Below are 17,200 nucleotides of genomic sequence, written 5' to 3' on the forward strand. Positions count from 1 at the left end.
GGCGGGTCGGCGCAGCCGCGCGATAGCCAAGCGAAAGGTCATGGGGCATGACACGCACGTTGGGCTGGATCAGACAGTTCCACAAGCCGGAGACTGCGGGAGCGCCGCAGCTGCTCGTCTTTCCGCACGCCGGAGCGGGGGCCTCGGCGTACCGGGCGTTCTCCAAGGCGTTGAGCCGGGCGTTCGATGTGGCGGTGTTCCAATACCCCGGCCGCCAGGACCGGGCCGGCGAACCGCTTCTGGACTCGTTGCCGGCGATCGCTGCCGGCGCTTTCGGTGCATTCGCCGACTCCGCTCACCATCGCGGAACGCCGGTGACGACCTTCGGCCACAGCATGGGCGGCTGGGTCTCGTTCGAGTTCGCCCGGTTGGCTCAGGCGCGGGGCGTCGAGATCAGCCACCTGAACGTCTCCGCGTCCGTCGCCCCGCATCTGGCCGAGACCAAGCCGCCGCACCCCAGTGACGACGAGGGGTTGCTGGCTCATCTGGGCGCCCTGGAGGGCACCGACTCGGCGGTGTTCGCCAACCCCGAGCTGATGAAGTTCGCGCTTCCGGTGCTGCGAGCGGACTTCGCCGCATGCGACGCCTACCGCTGCGACGCCGACGTCACCATCGGCGCACCGGTGCGGGCGCTGGGCGGCGAGAAGGACCCCGTGGTGAGCCTGGCCGACCTGTACGGCTGGGCACAGCACACCGACGATGTGGAGGTGACCATGTTCGACGGCGGCCATTTCTTCGTCGACGAGCATCTCGACGCCATCACCGACCTGCTGACCTCGGCCACGCTGCCGCAGCACATCAACCGATGAGCCAACCCGATCCCGTCGTCATCGCCGGAATGGCGGTCGAGGCACCCGGTGGTATCGACACACCCGAGGCGCTGTGGTCGGCACTGATCGATTCGCGGGAACTGCTCTCACCGTTCCCGCGTGACCGGGGCTGGCCGGTCGAGGATCTGCTGTCGGTGTCGGAGATCGACGGCTGGGGGCCGGTCAGTGACTCCGGCGGATTCCTCACCGACGCTGCCGAATTCGACCCGGCGCTGTTCGGCATCACCCACCGCGAGGCGTTGGTGATGCACCCGCAACAGCGGGTCGCGATGCGGGTGGCCTGGAAAGCGCTGGAGAACAGCGGCATCAACCCCGAGAGCCTCGCCGGGGAGTTCGTCGGCTGCTTCATCGGCATGTCGCCGATGGAGTACGGTCCGCGTGCCGCGGTAGCCGACGCCTTCAGCGGCCACCGTATCGCCAGTTTGGGCCAGCTCGGAGCGGCGGCGCGGATCTCCCACAGCCTCGGTCTCACCGGACCCTCGATCAGCCTCGACACCGCTTGCGCCTCCGGATTGACGGCCGTGCAGCTGGCGGCCAACGCGGTGGCTACCGACGAATGCGAGTGGGCACTGGCCGGCGGAGTGTGTGTGATGGGGTCACCGGGCGCGTTCTACGAATTCGCCCGGCTCAACGCGCTCTCCGACGACGGACGCTGCCGCGCCTACTCCGACGACGCGAGCGGCACGGTCTGGGGCGAAGGCGCCGGCGTGGTCATTGTCGAACGCGAATCGCGCGCCCGACAACTCGGTCACCCGATCTATGGGCGGATCTTGGCCATCCGTACCAACCACAACGGCAAGGGCAAACCGATCCTGGTGCCCCGGGTCCGAGCCCAGGAGCAGGTCATCCGCAAAACCCTGGACGCCGCCGGGATCGACCCGGGCGAAATCGGCATGATCGAGGGCCACGGCACCGGCACTCGCGCCGGCGACCCGGTGGAACTACTGGCGTTGTTCAAAACCTATGGTGCGGCCGGGTCCTCGGCTCGGATCGGTTCGCTCAAGTCGAACATGGGTCACCCGCAAGCCGCGTCGGGGATCCTCGGGCTGATCAAACTGCTGCTGGCCGGAGCGCATGGCCAGATTCCGCCGACACTGTTCGCCGACAAGCCCACCACGTTGCTGGACTGGGAACTCACCGCGTTGCGGCTCGCGGACAAGGTTCACGAGTGGCAACCGACCCGCGGCGTCCGCTACGGCGCAGCGTCGTCGTTCGGTGCGGGCGGCGCCAACGCCCACGCCGTGATCGCCATGCCGGTTCACGAGGACATCAATCATGGGTGATTACCGACTTCCCAACGGCGCTAGCGCGGTTCTGCTCTCCTCAGACGATCCGGATCTGCTGCCGGCTGAGGCGGGTAGCGTCCTGAGCTACCTGCGCGCCCACCCGGAGGTGACCCCGGCCGCGGTGGCCGCGATGCTGTTCCGGACGCGCAGCCCGCGCAGACACCGGGCACTGGTGATGGCCACCGAGCGGGCGGAACTGGTCTCCGCACTGCACGCCCTCGCCGGGGGGCACACTCATCCGTCGGTGATCACCGGCGCTACGCCGGCGGCACCGCGCACCACCGGTTTCGTCTTTCCCGGCCAGGGCGGCCAGCGGCCCGGCATGGGCAGGTTGTTCTACGAGCTGGCCCCGGAGTTCCGCGCCGAAGCGGACCGTTGCGCCGATGCCTTCCGCGACGAAACCGGTGTGTCGCCGCTGGACTACCTGCTCGACCCCGACCACCCCGACGATGACACCGCAACCATCGCGCAGCCGGCACTGTTCACCCAGATGTGCGGGTTGGCGGCGCTGTGGCGATCGTTCGGCGTCAGCCCGGATGCGGTGATCGGTCACAGTCAAGGCGAGATCGCCGCGGCCTACACGGCCGGGCTGGTCGACCTGTCCGACGCGGTCCGCGTCGTCGCCGTGCGCTCCCGGCTCACCGAGTCGGCCGGTGCCTATGCGATGGCCATCCTCGGTGCCGGCCGCGACCACTGCGAAGAGCTGCTCGCCCGCACCACGGGGTGGGCCGAACTCGCGGTGATCAACTCCCCCACCGCCACCGGGATCTCCGGGGATCGCGCGACGGTCCGGGCCGTGGTCGACACCTGCGTGGAGCGGGGGACGTTCGCGCGCATGATCGGCGTCCGTTACCCGGCCCACACCAGCATGATGGGCGGTTTGCGCGATTCGGTTCTGGCCGAACTGGGCCGGTGCCTGCGGCGGCTGTCCTTCGCCGATGGCGACATCCCGTGCTTCGGGGCGACGTTGGGCGCACCGGTGACGACCGACCTTCCGGTCGACCACTACTGGTTCTGGAATCTGCGGAATGTGGTGCGCTTCGACAAGGCGGTCGCGTCGGCGGTGCAGCACGGCGTCGACACGTTCATCGAGTTGGCTGCCCATCCCACCCTGCAGTGGGCACTTCAGGACAACCTCGCCGCCGCAGCCGCGGAGCGCGACCCGCTCGTGCTGGGCACGTCGGAGCTCGACGCCGAGGATCTGGGGGTCTTCACCGCACAGCTGGCCCGGGTCGCCGTGACCGATCCGAACTATCGGTGGGAGCGGCTGCGCAGCGACGACGATGTCGCCTATCCGCTCCTGCCCGGGTTCCCCAACACCGTCATGACGTCGACCAAACTCTGGCTTCCGTACGACGAGGTGCTGCCGGCACGCCGGACCAAATCCGCACCCACGACGACCCCGGCACCGGCGGAGCCCGCGACGAATGTGACCCCGCCGGAGGCACCGACGGTACGGCTGCTGGCCGAGCACTGGGTGCCGCTGACCCGGCGTCGGCTGCTGGCCCCGCGAAGCATCGGCATCGTCGATGACGGGGACGCCAATCGGGGGTTGGTCGACGCGCTGGGGGACGCGGCCGGCGCCCTGGGCGCCCGCGTCTGCCGCCTCTCCGAGGACGGGTCCGACGCCGCAGCCATCGACACGCTGGTCATCTTTGCTCCGCCCGGCACCCACACCGAGCCGGCCGCCGCCTGCGCCGCCGTCACCCGATTCTTCGGCGACCGCGTGTGGTGGCCCGGCCTCGGCGACGGAATCCAGGACTGCTGGCTGGTGACGGTGGGCGGTGAATCGGTGGAAGCCGGCTCCGTCGCCGACGTGACGCACGCCGCGATCAGCGCGGGCTTCCGCAGCATCGGCGCGGAGCACCCCGGGGTGCGCTTCCGCCACCTGGACCTCGCCTCGGACACCTCCCCCGCGACCTCGGCAATCATGGCCGCGCTGCACACTGCCGAGGAGTCCGAACTGGCGCTGCGGGGCGAGGTCGTCTACGCCAAACGGGTGGCCGAAGTCGCCGATCCACCAACATCGGTGGCACCGCCGCCCGAGCACGTGGTGATCATCGGCGGCACCGGCAATGTGGGGTTGGAGTTCTGCGATCACTATGCCCGTGCCGGCGCCCGCCGCATCACCCTGGTCAACCGATCCGGCGAGACGACCGAACTGGCCGCTCGGCTCGACGCGCTGCGCGCCGGCGGCGACGCCCAGATCACCGTCCACGCCTGCGATGTCACCGATCCGCGGGCGGTGGCCGAACTCTCCGACCAATACCGCGACAGCCCAGCAGCGCTGATCGTGCATGCGGCCGTGCACTATTCCGGCGCCGAGCTCGATGCGCTCACCGCCACCGACGTCGAAACCGCGTTGCAACCCAAGGTGCTCGGCATCGCGCGGGTGCTCGACTCCTTCCCGCGAACCGATGGGTGCCAGGTTCTGCTCTGTTCGTCGATCGCCGCATCGGTTGGCGGGCGCGGCATGATCCTCTATGCCGCCGCCAACCGCATGCTCGATGCGCTGGCCGGGCAATGGCGCGCCGCCGGGTTGGACTGCATCGCCGTGCAGTGGGGACTGTGGAGCACGCTGACCATGGACCGCACCGCACAGCACAAGGTGTCGAGCACCGGGCTGGCGCCGATGAGCTCAGCTGACGCACTCCGCGCCGGGCTCACGTTCGGGGTGGGAAACACCGTGGTGGCGGCCTTCGATCTGCAGCGCGCTCGCAGCACGCTGGCGACCTGTGGCAGAGAGTCGCTGCTGCACGAGCTGGGCCACAGCGCCCCGGCGCCGGCACCGCAGGGCGCGGACAACGGGGAGCCGGTTTCCCCGCAACCCGACCTCAAGCACCACCTGACCACCCTGTTCGCCGGCACCATCGGCGTCGACTCGGCCGACGGCATCGACGTCGACACCCCGCTGGTGGCGTTGGGCCTGGACTCGTTGCAGGCCTTGGAGTTCCGCCGTCGGGTCCACGCCGAGTTCGACCATGACCTGGCGGTCGCCGACCTGCTGGGCGGGGCGTCGATCACCGACGTGCTCGCCCAGCTGAGCGGCTAGTCGCGCAGACGGTCAGTCGCCCGCCATCGCCGCCCGCAGGCTCGCCGGGCGCAGGTCGGTCCAGTGTTCCTCGACGTAGGCCAGCGCCTCGGCGCGTGCCACCGGACCCAGCACCGAGCGCCAGCCGTCGGGCACGGCGGCGAATTCCGGCCACAGGCAGTGCTGGTCCTCGTCATTGACCAGGACGTGGAAGTCGGCGGTGTCGTCATCAAACGGATTGGTACTCATCGTCTCTCTCCACGGATGGCTGCGGCGCGGGGATCTCCGCACCGAGGATGCGATCGGAAAGCAGGCCCAGACAGCTCAGGTTGGGGAAACCCGGGCCCTGGTTGAGTCCGGCGAGGTTGGGCAGGAAGAGCTTCGGGGCGACCCCGGTCAGCGCCAGGTCGTGGCCGACGGCGTCCTCCAGGGCGGCGCCGGTGAGCGGCGCGCCCAGCTGGGCCTGCATCCGGTCGCGAGCGGCGGGGGTGAATAGCGACAGGAACCACAGCGGGTCGGCACCCGAGCCGTCGATCACCAGGTCGAAGCCGTGCAGGCTGTTGTCGTGGCCGGCGTCGCCGCAGTGCAGCGTGACCCAGATCCGTTCGTCGTGGTCGACCAGGTTGATCACCCGCCCACGCAGATGGTGGATGCGCTCGTCGGCGAGCAGCGACTCCTGCACCCGCGCGGAGAACACCCCGCGGTCGGTGCGCGCGATGCAGTCCCGGCGTTCGGTCCGGGACAGGCTGTGCCACCGGTCCGGATCGGAGAACAGCGAGTTCTCGAAGAACCCCTCCCCGCGGGTGTACAGGGTGGGCTGCGGCGAGATCGCGGTGACCGACGAGACCCGGTGGTGGAACAGCTCGTTGAGGATCGACGCGGCGGTCTCCCCGCCGCCGATCACCGCGACGCTGTCGACGCTGATCCGCTCCGGCGCGGCGGCGCGCTGCCAGAACTCGGCGATCGACAGCACCCGGGGGTTGCCGGTGAGCATCGAATGCCGGGACTGCCCCGGTCCGGTGACCAGCAGGGCGTCGGCGCTCAATCGGGAAGTGCGGGTGCGCAACTGCCAGCGCGGCCCGTCGATGTCGGCCGCCACGAGTTCGCCGCGCACCACGTTGAGCCCGGCCGTGGTGGCCACCCAGCGCAGGTACTTCGCCCACGCGTGGTGGCTGGGTGCGGGCCGGCCCCGGTCGACCCAGCCGACGAACTGGTCGGTGGCGATCAGATAGGACTGCCAACTCCACTGCATCAGCCGGGCGTCGAGCTCGGCGTTGCGGCCGGGCACCAACGCCGACCGGTAGGGGAAGCCGATGTCCTTCTCCGGGCTGGTGCCCAGGCGCTGGCGGCCGTCGGTCCAGCCGCCCTCAGGGCGCCAGTTGGCGGCCACCCCGGTGCGCTCGATGGCGACCACATCCACGGTGTCGATGCCCATCTGCCGCAGGATCGCGGCCTTGGCCGCCACCGCCACCGCTTTGACGCCGGCGCCCACCACGGCGAGGGTGCCGCTCATCGGGTGGCGGCCCGGCCGTCGAGAGTCTCGCTCACCATCACCCTCCGTAGTTAGCGCAGGCTGCCCTAATTTTCTGTACGCTACACGATGCCCCGCCGCCCGCACACCACGCCCTCGAGGAGTTCCGCCGTGTCCACGTCCAGTCCCGGATCCCCCGCCACACCAGCGGCGATGCCCGGGTTCGTGCCGTTCGCCGCGCACCGGGCCGCCCGCTACCGGGCCGCGGGATATTGGGTCGGTCAGCGGGTCGACTCGCTGCTGCGCCGGGCCGCGGCGACCTGGCCCGAGCGGGTCGCGGTCACCGGCGCCGGCGGCACGCACACCTACGGCGAGCTGGACCGCCTGGTGGACCGGGTCGCCGGCGGGCTCAACGCACTCGGCATCGCCCCGGGCGATCGAATCCTGGTGCAACTGCCCAACTCCGCGGGTTTCGCCGTCGGGCTGTTCGCGCTGCTGCGCGCGGGCGCCGTTCCGGTGCTCTGCCTGCCGGGCCACCGCGACGCCGAACTGTCCCACTTCGCCGAACGCAGCGGCGCCGTCGGCGCGCTCATCGCCGAGGACATCGGCGGCTACGATCCGCGCCCCACGGCCGCAAAGCTGCAGGATGGCCACCCCCGCCTGCGCCACGTGGTGGTCGACGGCGCCGCGGGCCGGTTCCGGTCACTGGCCGACCTGCCGGCCGGTGCCCTGCCGGCTCTGTCCGGCCGGACCGAGGAGCCCGCCCTGCTGCTGGCCTCCGGCGGCACCACCGGCTTGCCGAAACTGATCCCGCGCACCCACGACGACTACGTCTACAACGCCACCGCCAGCGCCGCCCTGTGCGGCCTGACCGCCGAGGACGTCTACCTGGTGGCGTTGCCGGCCGCGCACAACTTCCCGCTGGCCTGCCCCGGCCTGCTCGGCGCGACCGCGGTGGGCGCGACCACCGTGTTCGCCGCCGACCCCAGCCCGGAGGCCGCGTTCGACGTCATCGCGCGCCACCGGGTCACCGTCACCGCGCTGGTGCCCGCCCTGGCGAACCTGTGGGCCCAGGCCTGCGCCTGGGAGCCGGTCCCGCCCGCTTCGCTGCGGCTGCTGCAGGTGGGCGGCGCCAAGCTCGGCGCCGAGGACGCCCGACGGATCCGGGCCGCGCTCACCCCCGGCCTGCAGCAGGTCTTCGGCATGGCCGAGGGGCTGCTGAACTTCACCCGCCCCGACGACCCGGCGGAGGTCGTGGAGCACACCCAGGGCCGGCCGCTGTGCGCGGACGACGAGGTGCGCGTCGTCGACGAGGCGGGCACCGAGGTGGGTCCCGACCAAGACGGCGAACTGCTGGTCCGCGGCCCCTACACGCTCAACGGCTATTTCGCCGATGACGCCGCCAACGCGCTGTCGTTCACCGCAGACGGGTTCTTCCGCACCGGCGATCGGGTGCGGCGCCGATCCGACGGCAACCTGGAGGTCACCGGCCGGGTCAAAGACGTCATCCTGCGCGGCGGTGAGAGCGTGCCCGCCCTCGCCGTGGAGGAGCAGCTGCTGGCCCACCCGGCGATCCAGGCGGCCGCCGTGGTGGGGTTGCCCGACCCGCACCTCGGGGAGAAGATCTGTGCCGCGGTGATCGCGGCCGGCGCGCCGCCGAACCTGGCCGAGCTCAACGGTTATCTCGTCGATCGCGGCAGCGCCACCCACGTGCGGCTCGACGCCCTGGTCGCGCTGCCGCACCTGCCGATGACCGCGGTGGGCAAGGTGGACAAGAAGACGCTGGTGCGGCAGCTGACCGCCCCCGACGCCCCAAATCCTGCCATTGACTAATGTTGTCACCATTTGCCGTTGACTGTTTGGGTGTTCTCCTGGCGGTCTCCGCAACGCAGTCGGGGCAGATCCAGGACCGCCACAACGCGCGGCTGCAGCGCCGGCTGACCAAGACCACCTGGATGTCGGGCTGCCGCAGCTGGTATCTGACCGCAGACGGCTACAACGCGGCGATGTACTCCGGCTTCGCCACCCAGTATCTTCGATAGATGCGCAGTTTCCGGTTGGCCGACTACCACGCGGTGCCGCGGCAGGACACCGTCGTCGCGACCGCCTGATGGCTACCGAGCGACGACCCGAGGCAGGCACCGTGGCCGGTGTCCTGGCTAACCTCCGCCGGGCACCGCAGCGGGTGCGCCGGCACTCCCGCGACGTGATCGAGACCGCGGTGGCCCAGCTCTTCGACGCCGCGGTGCGCCAACCCGTCTCGGTCGGGTCCGGGGAGTACCGGATCGATGAGCTGGCCCAGCTGTCGGGCACCACCACCCGCAATATTCGCGTCTATCGCGACCGTGGGCTGCTGCCCCCGCCGCGCCGGGTCGGGCGGGTGGCGCTCTACAACGACACCCATCTGACCCGGCTGCGCCTGATCACCTCGATGCTCGACCGCGGCTACAACATCGCCCACGTCACGGAGATGCTCAACGCCTGGGAGAACGGCAAGGACCTCGCCGACGTGCTGGGGCTGGAAACCGCCATCGCCGGATCGTGGACCACCGAGCGTCCCGAGACGATGCCGGTCGACCACGTCGTCGGGCTCATCGGCGACCGGGCCGGCGTCGACCGGTTGGCGGAGCTGGGCGTGCTGCGCGTCGACGGGGACACCGCGACCGTCGCCCGTCCGAAGCTGATCGAGGCGTTCGGTGAGATCGGCGGCTACGGTATACCGCTCGAGACGTTGATCGATCTGTACGCGCAGACCCTGCCGCACATCGACGCGATCAGCGACATGCTGGTGCGCGCCGGCGCCGAGCACGTCGTCGAGCGCATCAAGCCCGGCGAGCCGCTGCCGGCCGACACCGAGATCGCCGCCCTGATCACCATGCTGGTGCGGTTCCGCACGCAGGCGGTGGCATCGGTCACCGCCACCCTCGCCTCGTCGATCGAAGCGACGATCGAGACGATGGTCGGCAACATGCTCTCCGACTACTTGGCCAATTCCCCTGCCGCCGAGGCGAACTAGGTCGTCAGCGGCACCAGGTACGGCGCGACGGTGGCCAGCTTCTCCCGGGTCTCCTCGAACTCGCGGTCCGGGCGCGAATCGGCGATGATGCCCGCGCCGGCCCGCAGCCAGGTCCGCCCGTCCCGCTCATAGGCCGCGCGCAGGGTCAGCGCCGCGTCCAGGCCGCCCTCGCCGTCGAACATCACCACCGCCCCGGAGTAGAGCCCGCGCGACGAATCGTCCAACCGCATGATCGCCTCCACCGCATCGCCTTTGGGGATGCCCGAAGCCGTGACGGCCGGGAAGAAGGCCTCCAGCGCATCCATCCGGGTGCGCGCCGGGTCCAACTCGGCGCGCACCGTGGAGCCGAGGTGCTGCACACTGCCGCGTTCCCGCACGGTCATGAAGTCGGTGACCACCGCGGACCCCGGCCGGGCGACCTCATTCATCTCGGCGATCGAGGTCCGCACCGAGATGGCGTGTTCGACGATCTCCTTGGCGTTGGATTCCAGCTCCGCGCGGGCGCGACGGTCGTTGGCCGCGCCCCGCCCCAGCGCGCGGGTGCCGGCCAGCGGCTCGGTGAGCACCACCCCGCCCGGCCGCACCGCGGCGACCAGTTCGGGGCTGTAGCCGACCGCCCTGGTACCGCCCAGCCGCAGCAGGAACGACCGCGCCGGGGTGTTGTTGCGCCGGGCCAGCCGGTAGGTGGCCGGAAAGTCCAGCCGAAACGGCACGTCGACGCTGCGGGAGACGATGACCTTCTCGTAGCGGCCCGCGACGATCTCGTCGATCGCCGTCCGCACCCGGTCGTGGTAGCCGCTGGTGTCGGCGCTGGTGTCCACCGGCGCCGGCGCGGGCACCGCGACCGGGCCCGCCGCGAGGACCTGCCGCAACACCGCCTCGCAGCGCGGGTCGCCGTCGACGACCTCGACGGTGGCGGCGGTAACGACGATCCGGGTGCGCGGCCAGAACACCCGCGCCAGCGGCGTGCCCGGCGCGAGCCGGTCGGCCAGCCCGAAGCGGTGCGCGGTGAACTCGAACGCCACCCAGCCGAACGCCGGCCCGGCCTCCAGCAGGAGCCGGTCGACGGCCTCGCCGAGGGCCGCCCCGGGGCGGCCGGCCCAGCGTTGCCGGGTCGTGGTGCCGCCGCGGACGACGCGCAGCTCGTCGCTGTCCAACTCGACCGCGGCGTGCACACCGATCGCCAGCGTCCAGGTGCCGTCGCGCTCGTAGAGTTGGTAGTCCTCGTCGTCGCGTTCGGGCAGCGCCGCGGCGAGCTCGGCGGCCAGGTCGGCCGGGTCGACTCCGTCGGGAAGCGGGATGGCCGCCGACCCGGCGGCCGGGATCTGAACACCAACCTCGGTCACAGCTAGTAAATGTAGCCTAACCTATCCTCGGATGGGTCCCCGGGCCTGCGGCCGGGCGCCCGGCGGGCCGGCTCAGAGCGCCGAGGCCGCCTGGATCAGCTGCGTGGCCGACGACCGGGACAGCTCCCACCCACCTTGGTTGACGAAGGTGAGGTTCATGGTGCGGGCCGCCATCTTCGGGCCCGAGACCGTCACGTCGGCGGCCGCCGTCCCCGGGCCGGCCGGCACGATGTTGGCCACACTGAACGACAGCGGCAGCTGCCCCTTGCGGGCCGCCTTCTGCAGCTTGCGATCGGCCACCGTGCTCTCGACGCCTCCGATGCCGCCTTCGATCAGGTTGCTCTTGTTGGCGAACGGCACCGCCGGGTCGGCGAGGCTGGTCAGCACCCCGGTCAGCTGGTCCGCGGTCGGCAGCGACACCGCGGGCTCCAACGGCAGCGGCGCACCGACGGTGGTCAGCTGAATCTGCGCGGCGGGCGCGGCGCCGACGACGCCGGTGACCCCCAGGGCGGCGGCTCCGAGCGCGGCGACGGCGGCGGCACCGGTGGCAAGCGATTTCACGGTCACGTTGGGTCCTTTCGCTGGCGTGCCGGCGGTGGGATTGCCGGCCGACACTGCTGATGTCGCGCGGACCGCCCGCGGCGTTACAGCGCGCCGGTCGGGCCGGCCGAGGGGAACCGGGGTGGACGCTTCTCCCGCAGCGCCGTGTAGCCCTCGACCACGTCGGGTCCCATGAAGGTCAGCATCTCGTAGGCGGCGGACTGTTCGAAGATTGGTCCGGCGGTGCGCAGCCAGCCGTTGAGGGCGCGTTTGGTCAGCCGGATCGCCTGCTGCGCGCCGGAGCCGAGGGCGTCGGCGATGCGCAACGCCTCGTCGAGGACCTCGTCGCGGGGCAGCGCCTTGGCCACCATGCCGGCGCGCTCGGCCTCGGTGCCGGTGATCATCTCGCCGGTGAGCAGGTAGTAGCGGGCTTTGGCCATGCCGGCCAGCAGCGGCCAGATGATCGCGGCGTGGTCGCCGGCGGCCACCCCGAGCTTGACGTGGCCGTCGCCGATCTTGGCGTCCTCGGCGGCGATGGCGATGTCGGCGAGCAGGGCCACCACCGTGCCCGCCCCGACGGCGACGCCGTTGATCGCCGAGACGATCGGTTTGTCGCAGTTGACCATGTTGTAGACCAACTCGCCCATCTCGGTGAGCATGTGCGAGACCCGCTCGTAGTCGCCGGCCATCCGCTCCACCATCGCCAAATCGCCGCCGGCGGAGAACGCCTTGCCCGCACCGGTGATCACCGCGACCCGGGTGTCGGCGTCGGCGGCCACCTCGGTCCAGACCCGGGCCAGCTCACCGTGCAGTTCCTCGTCGGCGGCGTTGTACTTCTCCGGACGGTTCATCGTGATCAGCAGGACGCCGTTGTCGCGTCGGGCGAACGTCAATTGTCGGTAGTCGGAGAACCCCACCCGATCACCCTAAAACACCGGCCGGGGCCTGTTCGGGGTTAGCCGAGCAGGTCGCGGACCAGCCCGTCGGCCAGCAGCCGGCCGCGCGGGGTGAGCACCAGGCGCGGTCCTTCGGTGACCAGCAGCCCGGCGGCCACCGCCGTGTCGGCCCGGGCCCGTTCGGCGGCGTCGAGACGCTCGCGGTCCAGCCCGCGGCGCAGCCGCAGCCCCAACATCACCTCCTCGGTGTGCCGGGCCTCGTCGGTGAGGGTTTCGAACCCGCCGACCGGCAGCCGCCCGTCGGCGATGGCCTGCGCATAGGCGTTGGGGTGCTTGACGTTCCACCACCGCACGTCGCCGACGAATCCGTGCGCACCCGGGCCCGCGCCCCACCACTGCCCGCCGTCCCAGTAGCCCAGGTTGTGCCGGCACTCACCGCCCGGCCGGGCCCAGTTCGACACCTCGTACCAGCCGTATCCGGCGGCCCCGAGCCGGGCGTCGACCAGCTCGTAGCGTGCGGCGAGCACATCGTCGTCGGGGGCGGGCAGCTCACCGCGCCGGATCCGGCGGGCCAGCGCGGTGCCTTCCTCGACGATCAGCCCGTAGGCCGACACGTGGTCGACCTCGGCTTCGATCGCGGTCTCCACCGAGGCGAGCAGGTCCTCGTCAGTCTCCCCCGGCGTGCCGTAGATCAAATCCAGGCTGACATGGTCGAACCCGGCGGCACGCGCCTCCCCGGCGGCCGCGGCGGCCCGGCCCGGCGAGTGCACCCGGTCGAGCACCGCCAGCACCCGCGGCGCCACCGACTGCATGCCCAGCGAGATCCGGGTGTAGCCGGCCGCGCGCAGGGTTGCGAAGAACTCCGGGGAGGTGGACTCCGGGTTGGCCTCGGTGGTCACCTCCGCGTCGCCGGCCAGCGGGAAGGCGGCCCGCACGGCGTCGAGCATGACCCGCATCCGGTCACCGCCGAGCAGCGACGGGGTGCCGCCGCCGACGAACACCGTGTCCACCGTCGGGCGGTCCAGCAGGGCGCCCGCCCACTGCAGTTCGGTGGCCAGGGCGGCCAGCCAGGCGTCGGGGTTCACCCCGCCGAGTTCGGCCGGGGTGTAGGTGTTGAAGTCGCAGTAGCCGCAGCGGGTCAGACAGAACGGCACATGCAGGTACAGCCCGAGCGGGGTGTCGGGACGCAGCCGTGGCTCCGGCAGGTCGCGCAGTTCGGGGCGAACCGTCATGGCACCCGATCCTCCCACGTCCGGCGGTGGCGCCGGCGCGCGCGCACCCCGCCCGGCACGGCTGCTCCGTGGGCGGAGTTTTACTCACCGTGAGCAGAATTCCGGCCCGGTTAGAAGGTTTTTGCTGCGGCATGGCACAATGACGAACGTGACCGTCGCGCCCCACCCTTCGTTTGATGTAGCCCTGGTGGCACGCCGGCACGTCGACTTCAAACGCGTCTGCAGCTGTTGTTGTCTGCCTTGACGTCGTAGACCCGCCCACTGTTACCCAGCTGGCCGCCGGATCTGCGCGACCGGGCAGCCAGCGCTGACCTGCGCGATCCCAGCCGGCTCCTGTCCCCGAGGAGACCGATGACCACCGCAGAAAAACCCCGCAAGGCCCGGCCCACCAAGACCCGCGACGAGGGTCAGTGGGCACTCGGCAGCGTCGACCCGCTCAACCCCAACGAGGAACTCAAACGCGACGACCCCGCGCTGAACGTGCGCGCCCGCATCCTCGACACCTACTCCAAGCAGGGCTTCGACTCCATCGACAAGACCGACCTGCGCGGCCGGTTCCGCTGGATGGGGCTGTACACCCAGCGCGCCCAGGGCTACGACGGCACCTGGACCGGCGACGAGAACGCCGACCTGCTGGAAGCCCCGTATTTCATGATGCGGGTCCGCTGCGACGGCAAGGCGATGTCGGCGCAGGCGGTGCGCACGCTGGGCGAGATCTCCACCGAGTTCGCCCGTGACACCGCCGACATCTCCGACCGGATGAACCTGCAGTACCACTGGATCGAGATCGAGGACGTTCCGGAGATCTGGGACCGGCTGGCCGCGGTGGGCCTGCAGACCACCGAGGCGTGCGGCGACTGCCCGCGCGGCATGCTCGGCTCGCCGCTGGCCGGCGAGTCCCTCGACGAGGTGCTCGACCCGTCGCCGGCGCTCGATGAGATCGTGCGCCGCTACATCGACAACCCGGAGTACGCCAACCTGCCCCGCAAGTACAAGACGGCGATCTCGGGCCTGCAGGACGTCGCGCACGAGGTCAACGACATCTCGTTCATCGGTGTCAACCACCCCGAGCACGGACCCGGACTGGACCTGTGGGTCGGTGGCGGGCTCTCCACCAACCCGATGTTGGCCCAGCGGCTCGGCGCCTGGGTGCCGCTCGATGAGGTTCCCGACGTGTGGGAGGCCGTCACCCGACTGTTCCGCGACTACGGCTATCGGCGACTGCGGTCCAAGGCCCGGCTGAAATTCCTGGTCAAGGACTGGGGTGTGGAGAAATTCCGCGACGTGCTCGAGACGGAGTTTCTGGGCCGCAAGCTGATCGACGGCCCCGCACCGGCTCAGCCGACCGCCCCGATCGACCACGTCGGGGTGCAGCGGATGAAGAACGGCCGCAACGCGGTCGGTGTCGCGCCGGTCTCCGGGCGGGTGTCGGGCACCATCTTGACCCGGGTGGCGGAGTTGATGGAGCAGGTCGGCTCCGACCGGGCCCGGTTCACGCCGTACCAGAAGCTGATCATCCTCGACGTGCCCGACGACAAGCTCGACGGTCTGCTCGCCGACCTCGAGGCGCTCGGGCTGCCCGCCAACCCGTCCCCGTGGCGGCGAAACCTGATGGCCTGCACCGGCCTGGAGTTCTGCAAGCTGTCGTTCGTGGAGACCCGGGTGCGTTCCCAGGGCCTGGTGCCGGAGCTGGAGGATCGTCTGGCGGATCTCAACGCGCTGCTCGATGTGCCGATCACGGTCAACATCAACGGCTGCCCCAACTCGTGCGCCCGGGTCCAGGTGGCCGACATCGGGTTCAAGGGCCAGATGATCGACGACGGTCAGGGCAACCCGGTGCCCGGTTTCCAGGTGCACCTCGGCGGCAGCCTCGGCGCCGACAGCGGCTTCGGGCGCAAGCTGCGCCAGCACAAGGTGGCCGACACCGAGCTCGGCGATTACATCGAGCGGCTGGTGCGCACCTTCATCAAGCAGCGCAACGACGGGGAACGGTTCGCGCAGTGGGTGGTCCGCGCCGACGAGGACGACCTGCGATGAGCGCCCGCAGCGAGGAGCAGCTGCGCGAGCTGGCAGCGCGCGGCGCCGCCGAGCTCGACGGCGCCGACGCGGCGGAGCTGCTGCGGTGGACCGATGCGCATTTCGCCGGGCGCAACGGCGCCGCCTGCGACTATGTGGTGGCCTCCAACATGGCCGACGCGGTGCTGGTGGATCTGGCCGCCAAGGTGCGCCCCGGGGTTCCGGTGTTGTTCTTGGACACCGGGTATCACTTCGCCGAGACGCTGGGCACCCGCGACGCGGTCGAGGCGGTCTACGACGTGCGGATCCTCAACGTCACGCCCGAGCAGACCGTGGCCGAGCAGGACGCCGCCCTGGGCAAGGACCTGTTCGCCCGCAACCCCGGGGAATGCTGCCGGCTGCGCAAGGTCGAGCCGTTGACCAAGGCGCTGCGCGGATTCGGCGCCTGGGTGACCGGGATCCGGCGGGTGGAGGCCCCCACCCGGGCCAACGCGCCGCTGATCAGCTTCGACGAACAGTTCAAGCTGGTGAAGGTCAACCCGCTCGCCGCGTGGAGCGACGAGGACGTCGCCGCCTACATCGACGAGCACAATGTGCTGGTCAACCCGCTGGTCGAGGAGGGCTATCCGTCGATCGGATGCGCCCCGTGCACCGCCAAACCGGCCGAGGGCGCCGACCCGCGCAGCGGCCGCTGGCAGGGCAGCGCCAAGATCGAGTGCGGGCTGCACGCCTCGTGACCACCGTCATCCTGACCGCGCACGGCAGCGCGGACCCGCGCTCGCCGGCCAACACCCGGGCGATCGCCGGCCATCTGCGCCGGGTGGCCCCGGAACTCGATGTGCGGGTGGCGTTTTGCGAGCAGAACACCCCCAACCTGGCGGATGCGCTGCACGACCTGCCCGATCCGCGCGGCGAGGTCGTCGTCGCACCGCTGCTGCTGGCCGCGGCCTACCATGCCCGCATCGACATCCCCGCCCTCATCGGGGAGGCCGGCGTGGCGGTGCGCCAGGCCGCGGTGCTCGGCGAGGACGAGCGTCTCGTGCAGGTGATGCGGCAGCGGCTGGGCGCGGTCGGCGTGTCCCGGTTCGACGCCGGCCTGGGGGTGCTGGTGGCCGCCGTCGGCTCCTCGAAGCCGGAGGCGAACGCACGCGCCGCGCGGGTCGCCGCGATGCTCGCCCGCGGCACCCGGTGGGCCGGCGCCGAGGTCTGTTTCGCCACCGGGGCGCAACCGTCGCTGGCGGAGGCCACCGAGCGGCTGCGGCAGCGCGGGGCCACCCGCATCGCCGTCGCCCCGTGGTTTCTGGCGCACGGGCGCCTCACCGACCGGGTCGCCGGCTACGCCCGCGACGCCGGGATGGTGATGGCCGAACCGCTGGGGGCGCACCGGCTGGTGGCCGCCGCCGTGCTCGACCGGATCGAGGACGCGCTGGCCGACGTGGTCGCCGCCTGAGCCGCTAGGTGTGATGTCCGGAGAGGTTGTCCCGCCCGTTGGCGGTGAGTCGCCCTGACAGGTGAGGGCCTCCGGTTGTGAAGTGG

15 protein-coding genes and 1 pseudogene are annotated in these 17,200 nt (G+C 71.1%); 10 read left to right on the forward strand and 6 right to left on the reverse strand.

All coding sequences use genetic code 11. The annotated features are described in order from the left end of the window. The first annotated feature begins 47 nt into the window (after positions 1-47). The 3 genes from A5643_RS03995 to nbtC are packed head-to-tail and all read left to right on the forward strand — an operon-like array spanning position 48 to position 5,168. The gene (locus A5643_RS03995; RefSeq protein ID WP_066852192.1) at positions 48-809 is read left to right on the forward strand and encodes a thioesterase II family protein; all 762 of its coding nucleotides are present in this window, start codon (positions 48-50) and stop codon (positions 807-809) included. Next, positions 806-2,113, forward strand: a complete 1,308-nt coding sequence (locus A5643_RS04000) for a beta-ketoacyl [acyl carrier protein] synthase domain-containing protein (RefSeq protein ID WP_066852193.1) — start codon at positions 806-808, stop codon at positions 2,111-2,113. The genes A5643_RS03995 and A5643_RS04000 overlap by 4 nt, the downstream gene beginning before the upstream one ends. After that, complete coding sequence (gene nbtC / locus A5643_RS04005; RefSeq protein WP_082948711.1) at positions 2,106-5,168, forward strand: nocobactin polyketide synthase NbtC; 3,063 nt, start codon at positions 2,106-2,108, stop codon at positions 5,166-5,168. The genes A5643_RS04000 and nbtC overlap by 8 nt, the downstream gene beginning before the upstream one ends. 12 nt (positions 5,169-5,180) lie before the next feature. Here nbtC and A5643_RS04010 read toward each other — a convergent pair whose 3' ends face one another. Together A5643_RS04010 and mbtG are read right to left on the reverse strand one after the other, a co-directional pair. Beyond that, entirely contained in the window at positions 5,181-5,396 is a 216-nt protein-coding gene (locus A5643_RS04010; protein ID WP_066852194.1) for an MbtH family protein, read from the reverse strand. Then, a complete protein-coding gene (gene mbtG / locus A5643_RS04015) occupies positions 5,377-6,660 on the reverse strand; it encodes an NADPH-dependent L-lysine N(6)-monooxygenase MbtG (protein ID WP_066852195.1) in 1,284 nt (427 codons plus the stop codon). The genes A5643_RS04010 and mbtG overlap by 20 nt, the downstream gene beginning before the upstream one ends. A 171-nt stretch (positions 6,661-6,831) precedes the next feature. Here mbtG and A5643_RS04020 point away from each other — a divergent pair, with 171 nt between their 5' ends. The 3 genes and pseudogenes from A5643_RS04020 (at position 6,832) to A5643_RS04030 (ending at position 9,634) form a co-directional block, all read left to right on the forward strand. After that, the gene (locus tag A5643_RS04020) at positions 6,832-8,451 is read left to right on the forward strand and encodes a (2,3-dihydroxybenzoyl)adenylate synthase (RefSeq protein ID WP_066852196.1); all 1,620 of its coding nucleotides are present in this window, start codon (positions 6,832-6,834) and stop codon (positions 8,449-8,451) included. 65 nt (positions 8,452-8,516) lie between these two features. Beyond that, a pseudogene (locus A5643_RS04025) lies at positions 8,517-8,729 on the forward strand (4-hydroxyacetophenone monooxygenase); the annotation flags it as partial. Further along, positions 8,729-9,634, forward strand: a complete 906-nt coding sequence (locus A5643_RS04030) for a MerR family transcriptional regulator (protein WP_066852200.1) — start codon at positions 8,729-8,731, stop codon at positions 9,632-9,634. The pseudogene A5643_RS04025 and the gene A5643_RS04030, both read left to right, overlap by 1 nt. Here A5643_RS04030 and A5643_RS04035 read toward each other — a convergent pair. From A5643_RS04035 to hemW, 4 genes are all read right to left on the reverse strand, one after another. Continuing rightward, on the reverse strand, positions 9,631-10,980 hold the full coding sequence (locus A5643_RS04035) for a salicylate synthase (RefSeq protein ID WP_066852202.1): 1,350 nt from the start codon (positions 10,978-10,980) through the stop codon (positions 9,631-9,633). The genes A5643_RS04030 and A5643_RS04035 overlap by 4 nt on opposite strands. A 72-nt stretch (positions 10,981-11,052) precedes the next feature. Continuing rightward, the gene (locus A5643_RS04040; RefSeq protein ID WP_066852204.1) at positions 11,053-11,547 is read right to left on the reverse strand and encodes an MTB12 family secreted protein; all 495 of its coding nucleotides are present in this window, start codon (positions 11,545-11,547) and stop codon (positions 11,053-11,055) included. 77 nt (positions 11,548-11,624) lie between these two features. After that, positions 11,625-12,437 carry an enoyl-CoA hydratase/isomerase family protein gene (locus A5643_RS04045; RefSeq protein WP_066852206.1) on the reverse strand — a complete coding sequence of 271 codons (813 nt, stop codon included), beginning with the start codon at positions 12,435-12,437 and terminating at the stop codon, positions 11,625-11,627. A gap of 38 nt (positions 12,438-12,475) precedes the next feature. Then, entirely contained in the window at positions 12,476-13,648 is a 1,173-nt protein-coding gene (gene hemW, locus A5643_RS04050) for a radical SAM family heme chaperone HemW (protein ID WP_066852208.1), read from the reverse strand. A gap of 139 nt (positions 13,649-13,787) precedes the next feature. Between hemW and A5643_RS18910 the strand changes: the two genes are divergently transcribed. From A5643_RS18910 to A5643_RS04065, 4 genes are all read left to right on the forward strand, one after another. Next, the gene (locus A5643_RS18910; protein WP_353612558.1) at positions 13,788-13,892 is read left to right on the forward strand and encodes an Ms4527A family Cys-rich leader peptide; all 105 of its coding nucleotides are present in this window, start codon (positions 13,788-13,790) and stop codon (positions 13,890-13,892) included. A gap of 107 nt (positions 13,893-13,999) precedes the next feature. Next, a complete protein-coding gene (locus tag A5643_RS04055) occupies positions 14,000-15,685 on the forward strand; it encodes a nitrite/sulfite reductase (protein ID WP_066852210.1) in 1,686 nt (561 codons plus the stop codon). Continuing rightward, positions 15,682-16,401 (forward strand): phosphoadenylyl-sulfate reductase, encoded by a 720-nt coding sequence (locus tag A5643_RS04060; RefSeq protein ID WP_066852212.1) that lies wholly within the window; start codon positions 15,682-15,684, stop codon positions 16,399-16,401. Before A5643_RS04055 ends, A5643_RS04060 begins: the two co-directional genes overlap by 4 nt. Next, positions 16,380-17,114 carry a sirohydrochlorin chelatase gene (locus A5643_RS04065; protein WP_066852214.1) on the forward strand — a complete coding sequence of 245 codons (735 nt, stop codon included), beginning with the start codon at positions 16,380-16,382 and terminating at the stop codon, positions 17,112-17,114. Before A5643_RS04060 ends, A5643_RS04065 begins: the two co-directional genes overlap by 22 nt. Positions 17,115-17,200 lie beyond the last annotated feature (86 nt).

It is taken from the genome of Mycobacterium sp. 1274756.6, assembly GCF_001668625.1.
Lineage (GTDB): Bacteria > Actinomycetota > Actinomycetes > Mycobacteriales > Mycobacteriaceae > Mycobacterium.

Excerpts from the sequence above, each read along its gene's own strand:
- A5643_RS04060 (WP_066852212.1), top strand. The coding sequence starts at position 15,682 with ATGAGCGCCCGCAGCGAGGAGCAGCTGCGCGAGCTGGCAGCGCGCGGC.
- mbtG (WP_066852195.1), bottom strand. The coding sequence starts at position 6,660 with ATGAGCGGCACCCTCGCCGTGGTGGGCGCCGGCGTCAAAGCGGTGGCG.
- A5643_RS04055 (WP_066852210.1), top strand. The coding sequence starts at position 14,000 with ATGACCACCGCAGAAAAACCCCGCAAGGCCCGGCCCACCAAGACCCGC.
- nbtC (WP_082948711.1), top strand. The coding sequence starts at position 2,106 with ATGGGTGATTACCGACTTCCCAACGGCGCTAGCGCGGTTCTGCTCTCC.
- A5643_RS04020 (WP_066852196.1), top strand. The coding sequence starts at position 6,832 with ATGCCCGGGTTCGTGCCGTTCGCCGCGCACCGGGCCGCCCGCTACCGG.
- A5643_RS04000 (WP_066852193.1), top strand. The coding sequence starts at position 806 with ATGAGCCAACCCGATCCCGTCGTCATCGCCGGAATGGCGGTCGAGGCA.
- A5643_RS04030 (WP_066852200.1), top strand. The coding sequence starts at position 8,729 with ATGGCTACCGAGCGACGACCCGAGGCAGGCACCGTGGCCGGTGTCCTG.
- A5643_RS04010 (WP_066852194.1), bottom strand. The coding sequence starts at position 5,396 with ATGAGTACCAATCCGTTTGATGACGACACCGCCGACTTCCACGTCCTG.
- A5643_RS18910 (WP_353612558.1), top strand. The coding sequence starts at position 13,788 with ATGACGAACGTGACCGTCGCGCCCCACCCTTCGTTTGATGTAGCCCTG.
- hemW (WP_066852208.1), bottom strand. The coding sequence starts at position 13,648 with ATGACGGTTCGCCCCGAACTGCGCGACCTGCCGGAGCCACGGCTGCGT.
- A5643_RS03995 (WP_066852192.1), top strand. The coding sequence starts at position 48 with ATGACACGCACGTTGGGCTGGATCAGACAGTTCCACAAGCCGGAGACT.